The following is a 14,772-nucleotide window of genomic DNA, read 5'->3' on the forward strand; positions in this document are numbered from 1 at the left end:
AATGAAATTTAGTGAAAAGTGGTTAAGAGAGTGGGTAAATCCTGCAATTGACACGCAGGCTCTTTCGGAACAGTTATCGATGGCTGGCCTTGAAGTTGATGCTGTAGAGCCAGCGGCTGACGAGTTTAACGGTGTTGTGGTTGGTGAAGTTGTTGAATGTGGTCAACATCCTGATGCAGACAAATTACGTGTAACAAAAATCAATGTTGGTGGCGATGAGCTACTTGATATTGTGTGTGGCGCACCAAATTGTCGTCAAGGTATTAAGGTTGCAGTAGCAACTGTAGGTGCAGTATTACCGGGCGACTTTAAAATTAAGAAAGCCAAGCTTCGTGGCCAACCATCTCACGGCATGTTATGTGCGTTTGTTGAGCTAGGTATTAGTGAAGAAGGCGATGGCATTATGGAATTGCCATTAGATGCGCCTGTAGGCACTGATTTACGTGAATATTTAGGCCTTGATGACAATATCATTGATGTTGATTTAACCCCTAACCGTGGTGACTGCCTTGGTATTAAAGGGATTGCCCGTGAAGTCGGTGTGCTTAACAGTATTGATGTTAAAGCGCTAGAAATTCCAGCAGTTAAAGCCACAATTGACGATAAAGTATCAATTGAATTAGTTAACGAAGATGCCTGTCCTCGTTATTTAGGCCGCGTGATTAAAGGCATTAACCTTGATGCAGAAACGCCGCTTTGGATGGTAGAAAAACTACGTCGTAGTGGTATTCGTTCAATCGACCCTGTGGTTGATGTAACTAATTTTGTGTTGCTTGAGCTAGGCCATCCAATGCATGCATTTGACTTAAATGCGATTGAAGGCGGTATTAAAGTTCGCAGTGCAAATGCAGGTGAAGAACTTGTTCTTCTTGATGGCAACACAGCAAAACTTAACGAATCAACTTTGGTTATTGCCGATCACAATAAAGCGTTAGCAATTGCCGGTATTTTTGGTGGCGAGCAATCAGGTGTAACAGAAAAAACCGCTGATATTTTATTAGAAAGCGCATTTTTCAACCCAATTGCAATTGCAGGTCAAGCTCGTAGCTACGGCCTACATACGGATGCATCACACCGCTATGAGCGTGGTGTTGATTTTGCACTGCAACATGATGCTATGGAACGTGCGACTGCATTATTACTTGATATTGTAGGTGGTGAGGCCGGCCCAGTTGTTGAAGCCGTTGCTAAAGACAAGTTACCAAAAGTAACAGAAGTACGCCTACGCCGTGAACGTCTAGACCGCGTAATAGGCCATCACATTGCTGATGAAAAAGTAACGGATATCCTAACGCGCCTAGGTCTTGATGTGAAAATTGTTGATGGTGTGTGGAGTGCTGATGTACCAAGCTACCGCTTTGATATTCGTATCGAAGAAGATTTAATTGAAGAAGTAGCGCGTGTATTTGGTTACAACAGTATTCCAAATGTAGCGCCTACAGCTAAATTGAAAATGACAACGCATAATGAAGCCACCATTGCCGTGAATAAATTTCGCAATGCACTTGTTACACGTGGTTATCAAGAAGCCATTACTTACAGTTTTGTTGATCCAAAAGCACAAACTATTTTGCACCCAGACAGCGATGCACTTATCTTACCGCATCCGATCTCAAGTGATATGTCAGCAATGCGTGTAAGCTTAATGCCAGGATTATTAGCATCATTGGTTTATAACCAAAACCGTCAGCAGCCTCGTATTCGTTTATTCGAACATGGTCTTAAATTCTTACGTGATGAAAACGCAGAAAACGGCGTTAACCAAGTGGCAGTTATTGGTGGTGTTATTACGGGCCTTGCTCATGGTGAGCATTGGGTTGAAGAAAAGCGTAATGTTGATTTTTATGATTTAAAAGGTGATGTTGAAGCATTACTTTCATTAACTAATGATATAAATCGTTTTGAGATCAAAGCAGAGCAATCTGATGGTTTACACCCAGGTCAATCTGCTGCTATCTACGTTGATGGCAAAAAAGTAGGTTTCTTTGGTGCCATTCACCCGCAAGTACAAAAATCGCTAGATATTAATAATGCGGCTTATGTATTTGAAATTGAAATGTCAGCAATTGAAAAAAGAAATTTACCTGAAGCTGTAGGGGTATCTAAGTTCCCTTCAAACCGCCGCGACATCGCTATTTTAGTGGAAGATCAGGTGAAATCTGGCGACATTTTATCAGTGATAGAAAAAGTTGGCGGAAATCAATTGGTTGACCTAAACTTATTCGATGTGTATAAGGGCAAAGGTATTGAGCCAAATTATAAGAGTTTGGCGATTGCTCTAACACTGCAGGCGGTTGATAGAACACTCGAAGAGAAAGATATCAATCAGGTAGTGGATAACGTGGTGGCCGCACTGGCCGAACAGTTTAATGCATCGTTGAGGGACTAGATATGGCGCTTACTAAAGCCGACATAGCTGAACACCTATTTGAAAAACTCGGGATCAATAAAAAAGATGCCAAAGATTTAGTTGAAGCGTTTTTTGAAGAAATCCGCTCAGCGCTTGAAAAAGGCGAGCAGGTTAAGCTCTCTGGATTTGGTAACTTTGATCTTCGTGACAAAAAAGAAAGGCCAGGACGTAATCCGAAAACAGGAGAAGATATTCCTATTTCGGCGCGTCGAGTGGTCACTTTTAGACCGGGTCAGAAATTAAAGACTCGTGTTGAAGTAGGCACTAGCAAAGCAAAATAAAAAAAGGCAGCGTAAGCTGCCTTTTTCTTTTCTAACTGGTGAGATATTAAAACCCTCGTGGTGATACAAATTGACCGCTTTGAATGCTGTCGTAGGTTTGCTGCGCCAATGTCTCTAAACTGTCTAAACTTTTACCAGTGGCCGTTATCTTGTGCTCAATTGGTAAAATATCAATATTTGTAATGCCTGATAATTGAGCGACGCGGGCAAAGGTATATGCGTGTTTATATTTTTCGTGTTTGTTAAATAAACTCACTAGCGTCATATACACTTCAGGGTTTGGAATTTGATCAGCTTCATTGAGTTCCAGCGTTTTGTAGAGTAAATCAATGGTTTTTTCTTCATCAAACTTAATGTAGTAAGATGCTAAGAAAAATTGCATCTGTGCATCTTGCGTTACACTTGGATCATCTTCAAGTGCTAAAAGTTTAGTCAATGCAGACTGATCATTATTGCGAGACCAATGATAATAAAGTAACCCAGGGTGATTAGTGCCCTTAGTATCTTGATAAATTCGCGTCATCTCTTTGATACTTGTTAAATGACCTTCAACACGGGAGGTGGTTTTTTCTTTGAGTTTGATGTGTTCAATTTTTGCCGCAAGTGATACGCATTGACTGTACTGTTCAAAGCCTTGTAGTAGCAAGTATTTGTTTTCTTCAGTGGGTTGTTTATATTCATGGTAACGTGCCATGATCACATCCGCGCGTTGTTTCTTACAATGACTGTCTTTGTTTAAATCGTTACATAACCCAGGGGTTTCCTTGCACACCTTTGCTTGCGTAAGCGGCTCTTCACACCCGGTTAGTACTAATAAACTCAATAATAAACTTGCCCTGAGCAACATCCCTCAATCCCACAGTAATAATTTCTTATTTATTCTAACGCAATGAATTGCTCTGTAACAGTGGAGAATAAAGTGAGTTTAAATTAGAATAGCCATGCCCATAGTGGCGAATTGCTCTCACATGCTTAATTCGCATTATGGTTATCCGTTCAAAAATTGTTTAATTAGGTAAAAAACATGACCTCATCTCACGAGTTAGAATATACAAATAGCTGGCAAGAGCGCCAAGATTACGCAGAAAGCATGCAACCGATTATTGGTAAACTTTACCGTAGTCGCGGTGTTGAAATTGCAGTGTATGGTCGTCCGCTTGTTAATGCGAGCACCATTGATATCATTAAATCTCATAAAACAGTGGCGCAGTTTGAAGGTACTAAATTACGTTTACGCGAAAGCTTCCCGTTTTTAGAAGCCATCAGCAAAATGGATTTAAACTCAGCACGTATTGATATTGGTAAACTTGCTTATGGTTATTTATTTAACGATGCTGCTAAAGGTCGTTCAATTGAAGATTATCTAAATGATGAATTAGCTGAAATCATTAACTCAAAAGCAAAAGAGCCTCGTGATGTCGTACTATATGGTTTTGGCCGTATTGGCCGTTTATTAGCGCGTTTGCTAATCGAAAAATCAGGCCCGTATGCTGACTTACGCTTACGTGCAATTGTTGTGCGTGGTGGTAAAGAGGGTGACCTTGAAAAACGTGCAAGCCTTTTACGTCGTGATTCAATTCATGGACCATTCAATGGCTCTATCACCATTGATAAAGAGCGTAATGCAATTAAAGCAAATGGTAGCTATATCCAAGTTATCTATGCTAACTCGCCAAGTGAAGTGGATTACACAGCTTACGGTATTGAAAATGCATTAGTTGTTGATAACACGGGTATCTGGAAAGATGAAGCAGGCCTTGGTCAACACCTAGAGTCAAAAGGTGCTGCAAAAGTATTATTAACAGCCCCTGCAAAAGGTAATATCAAAAATATCGTTTATGGTGTAAATAACCAAGATATTTTACCTGAAGATAAGATTGTGTGTGCGGCAAGCTGTACGACAAACGCAATTACACCAACACTTAAAGCATTAAACGATAAGTTTGGTATTAACAACGGTCATGTTGAAACGGTGCATTCTTATACCAATGACCAAAATTTGATTGATAACTATCATAAAGCTGAGCGTCGTGGCCGTGCCGCTGCACTTAACATGGTAATCACCGAAACCGGCGCTGCGAAAGCAGTATCAAAAGCGCTACCAGAACTTGAAGGTAAGCTGACAGGTAATGCTATCCGTGTTCCGACGCCAAATGTATCTTTAGCCATTTTGAATCTGAACTTAGCAAAAGACACCTCAGTAGAAGAGTTAAACTCTTTCTTACGTGATGCTGCCCTGCATTCTGATTTACGCGACCAAATTGATTACACCGCCTCTACAGAAATCGTATCAACTGACTTAGTCGGTAGCCGTTACGCCGGTGTTGTTGATTCACAAGCGACAATTGTTGATGGCAACCGTGTTGTACTTTATGTTTGGTACGATAATGAATTTGGCTATAGCTGTCAGGTTGTGCGTTGTATGCGTGATATGGCTGAGGTTTCATTCCCAAGCTTGCCACGTTAATCTGTAATAGCTATAAATATTTACAAAAAGCCAGCGAATGCTGGCTTTTTTAATCGTGAACTTTTTCCAAATCTCTAAGCGTGTGGTAGGCTGTTTCTAGTTTGCTACATTTTACTAACAAAGCATCCCTTGCAATGGGGTGTTGCTTAATTTCTAACTGACAAGCGACTGACTGTTAGGAGTTATTTTTAACCTAAAGGTTTATTTTAGATGAAAATCACCAGTAATTTTGACAGTGGTAACATCAATGTTATTGAAGCCACTGATCCATTAAACATACAGCTTGAGATCAACAAAGATCACGAGTCTGATTTTTTCCAATGGTTTCATTTCCGTCTCGAGACCACCCCTTTTCAAAATCATAAACTACACATTAATAATCTTGAAAACTCAGCTTACCCAGATGGCTGGGTAGGGTACCATGCCGTTGCATCTTATGACCGTCAAACATGGTTTCGTGTGCCGTCAAACTACGAAGAGGGCACATTAAGCTTTGAGATTGAGCCTGAATGCGGCACGGTATATTTTGCTTACTTTGCACCTTACAGTTACGAGCGCCACCTTGACTTAATTACGTGGGCACAAAGCCAAGAAGCATGCCAGCTAGAAACTTTAGGTGAAACACTCGACGGCCGTGATATGAGTGTATTACGCATTGGTGGTGATAGCGATGAGAACAAAAAAACAATTTGGATCACCGCACGTCAACACCCTGGCGAAACCATGGCTGAATGGTTTGTTGAAGGCGTATTACATAAGCTACTCGATGACGAAGACCCACACGCAGCGGCGTTACTTTCAAAAGCAGTCTTCTATATAGTGCCAAACATGAACCCAGATGGCAGTGCTCGTGGACACTTACGTACTAATGCTAAAGGGGTTAACTTAAATCGTGAATGGCAGACACCAAGTATGGAAAATAGCCCTGAAGTGTACTTAGTGCTTAATAAAATGCGTGAAACAGGTTTAGACATGCATTTAGATATCCACGGTGATGAAGCTATCCCGTATAACTTCTTTGCTGGTAGCGAAGGTATCCCATGTTATGACGAACGCTTAAAAGGTTTAGAAGATAGCTTTAAAGCAGCAATGCATATCGTAACACCTGAATTTCAGGATGTTCATGGCTATGATAAAGACGAACCTGGTCAAGCTAACTTAACGGTTGGCTCTTCTGCGGTTGCACAGGAGTTTAATGCACTTGCTTACACCGTTGAAATGCCATTTAAAGATAATGATGGCTTACCGGATCCAGATTATGGCTGGTCTGATCGCCGCTCTTATCAGTTTGGTCAAGATACGTTAGCAGCAATTGTTAATGTGGTTGATAAGCTTAGATAAGACCTAAGTTATGGGTATTGGCTAAGGCTGATGCCCATTACAATATGAGCGATAACTTTATTATAAATTCAGTAGGAAACTCTTTAGTTGTTCAAATGTAAAACAAAAAAGTTTAATAATATTTTATAGAGTCTGTGCGGATAGTTGAATAAATTAGTAATTATGAAAATTAAGTGTTAACTAAACTGGTTGGTTTAAGTTAATATGCAAAAACAATGAAAATTAGTTTTATATTCGTCGCGCATTCTGAGTAACTGAAGCAGAGTATCGTAACTAAAAATAAAAAATATAATTATAGAGGATATCCATGGAAGCTTTTGTAAGTGCCGTTAATGACGTGGTTTGGAGTAGCGCACTCATATACTTATGCCTAGGCGCAGGTCTATTTTATTCAATTTTAACTCGCTTTGCGCAAGTTAGACACTTTAAAGAAATGTGTAAACTGTTACTCACTTCTAACCGTTCCACTACGGGTATTTCATCTTTTCAAGCGCTAGCTGTATCGTTATCTGGCCGTGTAGGTGTAGGTAACATTGCCGGTGTGGCTGCTGCTATTGGCTTTGGTGGTCCAGGTGCCATTTTTTGGATGTGGATTGTTGCATTTTTAGGTGCGAGTACTGCTTATGCAGAGTCTACATTAGGGCAAATTTATAAAACAGAAGAAGACGGCCAATATCGTGGTGGCCCAGCTTATTATTTTGATCGTTGTCTAGAGCAAAAGTGGTTAGGTATTCTATTTGCTGTTTCTGCAATCATTGCCTGTGGAGTATTTTTACCTGGTGTTCAAGCCAATGCCGTTGGTAACGCGTTTACCCAAGTGTTTGGTAATGGTGAAATGGTAACAACGAGTTTTGGTGAAGTTGGTACATTTAAGCTTGTAGCATTAGCCATTATTTTAATTGTGTTAGCCTTTATTATTTTTGGTGGCATTAAGCGTATTGCAAACTTTACCCAAATAGTTGTGCCATTTATGGCGCTTGGTTACATTGTATTAGCGTTGATCGTTGTATTTTTAAACGTGGATAAAGTACCGGGTATCTTCTCATTAATTATTTCGGATGCATTCACTGCACAAGCTGGTTTTGGTGCTGCGATAGGTTGGGGTGTAAAACGTGGTATTTACTCTAACGAAGCAGGTCAAGGTACAGGCCCGCATGCAGCGGCTGCTGCAGAAGTTGAACACCCAGCACAGCAAGGCTTAGTACAAGCTTTTTCTGTGTATGTAGATACTATATTTGTATGTACAGCGACTGCATTAATGATATTAATTACTCAACAATATAATGTTGTTGGTGAACTACCTGCAGGGCAATTTATTGTACAAAATGTTGATGCTGCAACTGAAGTTGGCTCAGCTGCATTCACTCAAATGGCTTTATTTAGTGTATTTGGTGGTTTTGGTGAGGCCTTTGTTGGTGTTGCTTTGTTCTTCTTCGCATTTACAACAATACTTGCGTATTACTACATAGCAGAAACCAATGTGGCTTACTTAAATCGCTATTTTAAAGGCAGCATCCCACTTTTAATCGTTAAGTTGGTTATTATGTTTATGGTGGCATACGGTATGGTTAATAATTCTGGTTATATCTGGAGCATTGGTGATATCGGTGTGGGTTTGATGGCTTGGATCAATATTGTCGGGATATTGGCTATTTTCTTTGTTGCTAAGCCTGCTCTGAACTGTTTACGCGATTACGAAGAACAAAAGAAAGCCGGTGGTGAAATTATATTTGACCCCATTAAATTAGGCATTAAAAATGCGACTTTCTGGGAAAAACGCTTAGAACAAAAGAGAAAAGAAAAAAGCAATCTAGCAGACTAATGTATTTAATTTGTTGATATCACTGTGCGGCTTGCATTTTTTTCGAATCTTCACAATTGAGTGAAATTCAAAAAAGACATCGACTAATAAAACACGTACAATAAAGAGCGCCGCAAGGCGCTTTTTTTATGCGAAGTATGGAGAGATGTATGGCGATTGTTAGTTGTCCTAATTGTAATAAGTCGATATCAGATAAACATAAGCAGTGCCCTCACTGTGAAAATAATGTGGCAGAGCTTAACGACGAGCAACGCCAGCAATTAGCGCGTGAAAAACGCATTCAAAAACAGCAAATGTTTATGAACCACTCCTTTTTCGCATTATTTATATTCTTAGGTGGTTTCTTCTGCTTATATTTCTTACAGCCAGAGCCAAAAAGCGCCAATTGGTACGCATGTACCGCTGCGATTGGCATTGGTTGTATTTGGTATTTAATTAACCGCGTTATTTTAGTAACACTCAAGAAGAAAAAATGACATGAACATCGACAATCTTGTAAATAGCATTACCCCTGAATTATTTGAACGTTTGCAGTACGGCGCTGCAACAGGGAAATGGCCTGATGGCACAGTATTAAGTGACGAGCAAAAAGAGCAAACTGTACAGCTGGTTATGCTTTATCAAGCTAAAGTAGCCCAGTCGAACGAGCAATTCACCATTGGCTCAAATGGCGAAATGGTACAAAAAACCAAAGCACAACTACAAAAAGAATTCACCGCAGATAACGAAATAGCAAGGTTTAGTGAACATGATCTTTAAACACCTTTTTACCCCAAAATGGAAGCACCCAAAACAACAAGTTCGTTTAGAGGCGATTGAAAAATTAGATGTTGAGCGTGACGCAACCATTTTAAGTTCACTGGCACTGGATGATAATTCAGCCGAAATACGTAAGAAAGCACTTAATAAAGTAGATAATTTAGTACTTTGGTGGAAAGCATATAAGCAAGACCAAAGCTTAAAAGATTTAGCTGAACAGCATATCTCTAATGCGGTTTTAAATAACGAGCAATCACTTACTAGTGATATAAAAAATGAATACATCGAACGTTTTGCGCCGGTTAAAACCCTAGAAAAGCTCGCTTTTGCTGAAAAAGAGTTACAAGTAAGGGTTAAGTTACTAAAGCGTCTATCGAACCCTAAGTTAACTGAAAAAGCCTTTAAAGAAGGCGCTAGTGAATTACAGCAGCAGCTAGTTGAATTAGTGATAAATCAACAGTTAGCAAAAAACCTAGTCAAACACGCGCAAGGTGAAGTTAAAACCATCCTACAAACGCATTTAGACAATGAACGTTTAGCTGTAGAAATGCCTGTGCAAGTACACAATGAAACACGTGTTATTTTAGCCAAGCTCAATGCATTACGTGACAAACAAGATTATGAACAGGTAAATCAGCAAAACCAACTGTTAGTCGCCCAGTGGCAAGCAATAGAACTAAAGTGGCTAAATGCAGAACAAGTAGCTGTTTTAGATGAAAAGTACCAATCAATCACAGCAAAATTAGATGCGCATTTAGCGCAGCTTAATACGCAGTATGAGCAGCAAAAAGCTCTATTAATACAACAGCAACATGAAGTGTTAGCACTGGCTAACCTCGAAGCTTTAAGTGAAGAAATTGAGAATGCATTACAGCTTGGTTTAGAAACTCCAGAGCAAATCCAACAAGACTGGTTAGATGCAAAAGTCGAACAAGCTCAAGTTGCTATTGCGCAAAGTGAACTAGGTAATAGCGAGCAAAAAACACAAATAGTAGGTAAACTGACTCAGTTGTTTAAGCAAGTTGCGCAATTACCACAATTAACTCAAGCAATTAGTGATTTTAAGCTTGCCTTTGATGCGCTAAATGCGATTCCTACTGAGGTTGATAAGAGTACATTTGACCAACTAAATAGTGATTTTGATAACGCTTTTAAAGCGGCAAATACGCCTTTAAAGCAATTACCAGCGTCATTACAAGGCCCTTTTAAAGCGCAATTAAAGGCGAAGAAGCAAGCCTGGCAAGAAGCCGTTGCGCCGTTGAGCACGCAACTGACAAAAAGCCAGCAACAGGCGAGCCGTAAAGGCCGTGATGTTAAACGCTTAATTGAACAAGGGCGCTTTAATGTTGCTTTTGGTGTATTTAAAGGCTTTATTGAGCTGTATGACACACTTACTCCTGCGTTTGCTCAGCAATTAGATAAACTTAAAGATGAACTTGAGCAACAGCTTGCCGATGCGCGCGATTGGCAAAAATACGCATCTGCACCTAAACGTGAAGAGTTACTAGCAGAGATTACAGCACAGCTCGAGCAACCATGTACAGATGCAAAAGCACGTGCTAACGAAGTGAAAACCTTACGTCGTCGTTGGAATGAGCTTGGCCGTTTAGACACAGAGCAAGAGCAGCTTCAAGGTAAAGAGTTTGATGAAAAAATTGAACTATTGTTTGCACCATGTCGTGAGCATTTTGCGCAATTAGAGCAACAACGTGAGCAAATTAAGCAACAGCGTGAAGCAGTCATTGTGCAAATGCAGGCACTTGCACAAACAGATACCAGCATTGATGGGTTTGAGTGGAAAGACTATGAAAGCCAGTACAACCGCATAAACAAGGCATGGCGCAACGCTGGTAATGTTGAGCCTAAGGTGTATCGCGCATTACAACAGCAGTATAAACCGCATCAACAAGCTGTATTTAATGCACTTAATGCGTTTCATAAAGCAAATAGCGCAGCTAAAAATGCCTTAGTAGAGCAAGCACAGCAACTCAGCCAATCAGACGATTTAGCCAGCGCGTGTCAGCAGCTTAAAGAGCTACAGCAACAGTGGCAAAAAGTGGGGTTTGCGGGTGTTAAAGCTGAAAATGCGCTGTGGCAAAAGTTTCGTCAACTTAACGACCTAACCTTCGCTAAGCGCAGTGAAGAGTTCGCTCAACATAAAGAACAACAAGATGCCGACAATGCAATAATTGCTCAGCAATTAACTGAACTTGAAGATGCCCTTGGAGCGGTCAATCAAAAAGCGCAGTTGCTTGATTTAAAAACAAAAGTCACTGCATTGCCTAATGCAAAAGAACTGGCAAATAGAGTGAGCACATTGCTTAGCAATATTGATGCTAAGTTAGCCCAGTTGACAGAGCAAGCAGCAAAAGCTGATTTTGCTGCCTTGTTTAGTGCTCTTGAAAACCAACAGCCAATCCCGGCGCAATGGCAAGGCAATGCAAGTACAGCACTTTCGGTTGCACAGTTACTTATCCGCATGGAAATTTTAGCCAATGTAGCAAGCCCAGCAGGTAGTGAGCGTATGGCTGAGCAAGTTGCCATGTTGGATGATAAACACCGCGGTGAGCAGGCTGATTTACACTTTTATTTAAAACAATTGTTAGCGCTCAGTGAAGGTTCAGTTGATGCTGAGACACTAACGCGGTTAAAAACTGTTTTTAGTGTTTAGTAAATAAATACACTAAACAATAATAAAGTCGCATTTTGTGGCTTTATTTTTAAAGGAAGTTTCATGAAGTATATTTTATTAATTAGCTGCTTATTTTTGTCAGCATGCAATACCACCAATGGTGTGTCTGTTTATTCATTTACAAACAGTGAAATAGAGTCTGTTCTTAACCAGCAATTACCAAAGCTCAGTGAACAAGTTAAGTTGATGGGGTTGCCGGTACAATTTGATGTCAACGACCTTAGTGTAAATGTAAGCCCTGACAACCGTGATGTAGTGGTGCTGGGTGCTGATTCAAGTGCAATTATTAATGCCTTCGCTATTAAATACCCTGTGCGTCTGAAGCTACAGATAGAAGGTGCGCCATTTTATGACAGCGAGAAAAAGGCCGTATTTTTACGTAATGTAAAGTTACTGGATTCATCAATCGACGCAGGTGGCTTTAAAGGAAATTTAGGTGTACTCGATGATGAAGCAATGAAAGTTATTAATGGCTTTTTAGCAGTCAACCCTGTTTATACGCTTAATATGAATGACCCCAAAGTGGCATTATTAAGTAAACTGCCATTAGATATGAAAGTTGAGCAAGGTGCGATAAAACTCGTGCCGAGTATATAATAGGCGCAAGTTAGGTCGACAGCCCCCTAATAACACATAGTTACAAAAAAGCCCTGATGTTCAGGGCTTTTTGATTCCAGGGGGGATTTTGCTAAGGGCTAAACTAATTCACATCTGCGTAAAAACAACCAAAACCGGGCAGGGTTAACGTGTTGTCTGTTACAGTGCCAGTGTGATGAGCGAGCTCCTCATGAGTGTTAACTATTGTATTTCTCATTGTAAGAGATGCATTACTGCCAGCTAAGTTGAATACACATAGCATTGTCTGACCTTCAAAGCGACGATAGAAGGCAAGTAATGGCTCAGCTGTATCGATAAACTCAATGTCACCTTCAACTAATACAGTTTGGTTTTTTCGCCACGCCATAAATTCACGAAAAGCATTTAAAATAGAGTCGGAATTAGCATCTTGTTCATCGACTGCTTGCTTCTTATGATTCGCATCAACAGGCAACCAAGGTTTCGCTTGAGAAAACCCAGCTTGTTCGCAGTTATCATTATGCCAAGGTATCGGAGTACGACAGCCATCACGGCCTTTAAAGTTTGGCCAGAAGGTAATGCCGTATGGGTCTTGTAAGTCCTCAAATGCAACGTTTGCTTCACCAAGTCCTAGTTCTTCACCTTGATACATACAAACACTGCCGCGTAGTGAAGCTAATAGGGCACTGAGCATCTTACATTGCGCTGGATTAATACTGCTATCACTGCTCCAGCGGCTCGCAACACGTTCGACGTCGTGATTGCTAAACGCCCAGCATGGCCAGCCTTCAGTCATTCTATTCTCTAATGTTTCAACTGTTGTGCGAATATATTCACTGCTGTAGTCATTTGTAAGCAGCTCAAAGCTGTAACCCATGTGTAGCTTATCACCACCTGAAGTGTACTCCGCCATTGTAGCGAGAGAGTCTTCTGATGATATTTCACCTAACGACACCGTGCCCGGATATTTATTAAGTAAGTCACGAATATCCTGCATAAAGCTGATGTTTTCAGGCTGCGTGTTATTGTAGTGATGATATTGAAACGCATACGGGTTATCTTCACTAAAGCCGCGGCCTTGGCGTTTTTCAGGTGGCTTAGCAGGGTTGTCGCGTAGTTGTGAATCGTGATAGCAAAAGTTAATTGCATCTAACCTAAAGCCGTCTACCCCTTTTTTAAGCCAAAACTCTACGTTATCCAAAACCGCTTTACGAACATCTGGGTTATGAAAGTTTAGATCAGGTTGTTCAGTTAAAAAGTTATGTAAGTAATACTGACCACGACGCGGCTCCCACTGCCAAGCTGGGCCGCCAAAAATACTTAACCAATTATTTGGTTGTGTACCGTCTGGTTTTGAGTCTGCCCATACGTACCAGTCAGATCTGTCGTTAGTTTTGTCTTCACGGCTATCTAAAAACCATTGATGTTGGTCTGATGTGTGGCTCAATACTTGGTCAATAATAATTTTAATATCACGTTGATGAGCTTGAGCAATTAACTCATCAAAGTCATTTAAATCACCAAATAATGGGTCAATGTCACGATAATCACTAATATCATAGCCAAAGTCTTTCATTGGGGACTTAAAAAATGGTGAGATCCAAATAGCATCAACACCGAGACTTTTTATATAGTCAATTCGAGAGATGATCCCTTTTAAATCACCAATTCCATCGCCATTGGTATCTTGAAAACTGCGCGGGTAAACTTGATAAATAACCGCACCTTTATACCATTGCTGCTGAGCCATGCTTTTCTCCATCGTGACAATGCTGCTTCACCACATTAGTCGTAGTGATTACGTCAATCTTATATGTGGCTACTACTTCGCCACGTTATTTTTTAAAAAGCATACGTGAAGGCCCGAGGACTGTAAAAAGCCTGCATACGTATGCATGATAAATAGATTTTGAAAGCGGTAGATACAGCACAGCAAAATACGCTTTAACAACACAATATCCTCTCATCATAAAACCTTACCAATTAGAGTTTGATAAAAATTAACATTTTATTCTGTTCATTTTGGTGCGACTTTAAAAGGGTTTGCGAGTTATTGGTGCGCGCCTGTAATGGTCTTACCAATTCCCTATTGTAAAAAGTTACAATTTTTAGTGCGCTATATTAGCAAGCTTGTTTGAAATTAAATGCTTACAGATTGAAAGAGTGAAAATGCATGGGGTCTGATTGGTGAAATTAATTTACTGATCAGTTGCACTATAACTGTTGTTGTTTATCCTTATAAAAACAAGGTGTTGCCATTTTGTTTGTGAAAACTTTGTTAAATAGATTGTTTTTGCATTAGCCTGAATACGTATGCATAAAGTTGTTAATAAAATAAAGCCAGCGTTAATATCCATCCTGACAACAAAATCAGCTAACGAATAACATCGCTTCTATCACAAGCTAGTTATCACGGTAGTAATA

11 protein-coding genes are annotated in these 14,772 nt (G+C 40.2%); 9 read left to right on the top strand and 2 right to left on the bottom strand.

Annotated features, from left to right (window positions below; genetic code table 11):
• The first annotated feature begins 1 nt into the window (after nucleotide 1).
• Nucleotides 2–2,389 (top strand): phenylalanine--tRNA ligase subunit beta, encoded by a 2,388-nt coding sequence (gene pheT, locus QMA12_RS17500; RefSeq protein WP_087533647.1) that lies wholly within the window; start codon nucleotides 2–4, stop codon nucleotides 2,387–2,389.
• A gap of 2 nt (nucleotides 2,390–2,391) precedes the next feature.
• Nucleotides 2,392–2,691, top strand: a complete 300-nt coding sequence (ihfA, locus tag QMA12_RS17505; protein WP_002960690.1) for an integration host factor subunit alpha — start codon at nucleotides 2,392–2,394, stop codon at nucleotides 2,689–2,691.
• 46 nt (nucleotides 2,692–2,737) lie between these two features.
• On the opposite strand, the gene QMA12_RS17510 is transcribed toward ihfA, so the two are convergent.
• On the bottom strand, nucleotides 2,738–3,538 hold the full coding sequence (locus QMA12_RS17510) for a DUF2989 domain-containing protein (RefSeq protein ID WP_290210794.1): 801 nt from the start codon (nucleotides 3,536–3,538) through the stop codon (nucleotides 2,738–2,740).
• 177 nt (nucleotides 3,539–3,715) lie between these two features.
• On the opposite strand from QMA12_RS17510, the gene QMA12_RS17515 reads away from it, so the two are divergent.
• The 7 genes from QMA12_RS17515 to QMA12_RS17545 all read left to right on the top strand — a co-directional run bounded on the left by QMA12_RS17515 (nucleotide 3,716) and on the right by QMA12_RS17545 (nucleotide 12,369).
• Nucleotides 3,716–5,158: a glyceraldehyde-3-phosphate dehydrogenase gene (locus tag QMA12_RS17515; RefSeq protein WP_290210795.1), complete on the top strand. Its 1,443-nt coding sequence runs from the start codon at nucleotides 3,716–3,718 to the stop codon at nucleotides 5,156–5,158.
• 210 nt (nucleotides 5,159–5,368) lie between these two features.
• Complete coding sequence (locus tag QMA12_RS17520; RefSeq protein WP_087533644.1) at nucleotides 5,369–6,499, top strand: M14-type cytosolic carboxypeptidase; 1,131 nt, start codon at nucleotides 5,369–5,371, stop codon at nucleotides 6,497–6,499.
• 307 nt (nucleotides 6,500–6,806) lie between these two features.
• Nucleotides 6,807–8,321, top strand: coding sequence for an alanine/glycine:cation symporter family protein (locus QMA12_RS17525; protein ID WP_087533643.1), 1,515 nt, complete (start codon nucleotides 6,807–6,809; stop codon nucleotides 8,319–8,321).
• A gap of 149 nt (nucleotides 8,322–8,470) precedes the next feature.
• Complete coding sequence (locus tag QMA12_RS17530) at nucleotides 8,471–8,797, top strand: hypothetical protein (protein ID WP_087533642.1); 327 nt, start codon at nucleotides 8,471–8,473, stop codon at nucleotides 8,795–8,797.
• A 1-nt stretch (nucleotide 8,798) separates the two neighbouring features.
• Entirely contained in the window at nucleotides 8,799–9,080 is a 282-nt protein-coding gene (locus tag QMA12_RS17535; RefSeq protein WP_087533641.1) for a DUF1315 family protein, read from the top strand.
• Entirely contained in the window at nucleotides 9,070–11,751 is a 2,682-nt protein-coding gene (locus QMA12_RS17540; RefSeq protein ID WP_290210796.1) for a DUF349 domain-containing protein, read from the top strand. The genes QMA12_RS17535 and QMA12_RS17540 overlap by 11 nt, the downstream gene beginning before the upstream one ends.
• A gap of 63 nt (nucleotides 11,752–11,814) precedes the next feature.
• Nucleotides 11,815–12,369: a DUF1439 domain-containing protein gene (locus QMA12_RS17545; RefSeq protein WP_290210797.1), complete on the top strand. Its 555-nt coding sequence runs from the start codon at nucleotides 11,815–11,817 to the stop codon at nucleotides 12,367–12,369.
• Nucleotides 12,370–12,472: 103 nt separating this feature from the next.
• Here the strand turns inward: QMA12_RS17545 and QMA12_RS17550 are convergent, their stop codons facing one another.
• A complete protein-coding gene (locus tag QMA12_RS17550) occupies nucleotides 12,473–14,098 on the bottom strand; it encodes an alpha-glucosidase family protein (RefSeq protein ID WP_290210798.1) in 1,626 nt (541 codons plus the stop codon).
• Nucleotides 14,099–14,772 lie beyond the last annotated feature (674 nt).

Source organism: Pseudoalteromonas sp. APC 3893, assembly GCF_030408095.1.
In the GTDB taxonomy this organism is placed as follows: domain Bacteria; phylum Pseudomonadota; class Gammaproteobacteria; order Enterobacterales; family Alteromonadaceae; genus Pseudoalteromonas.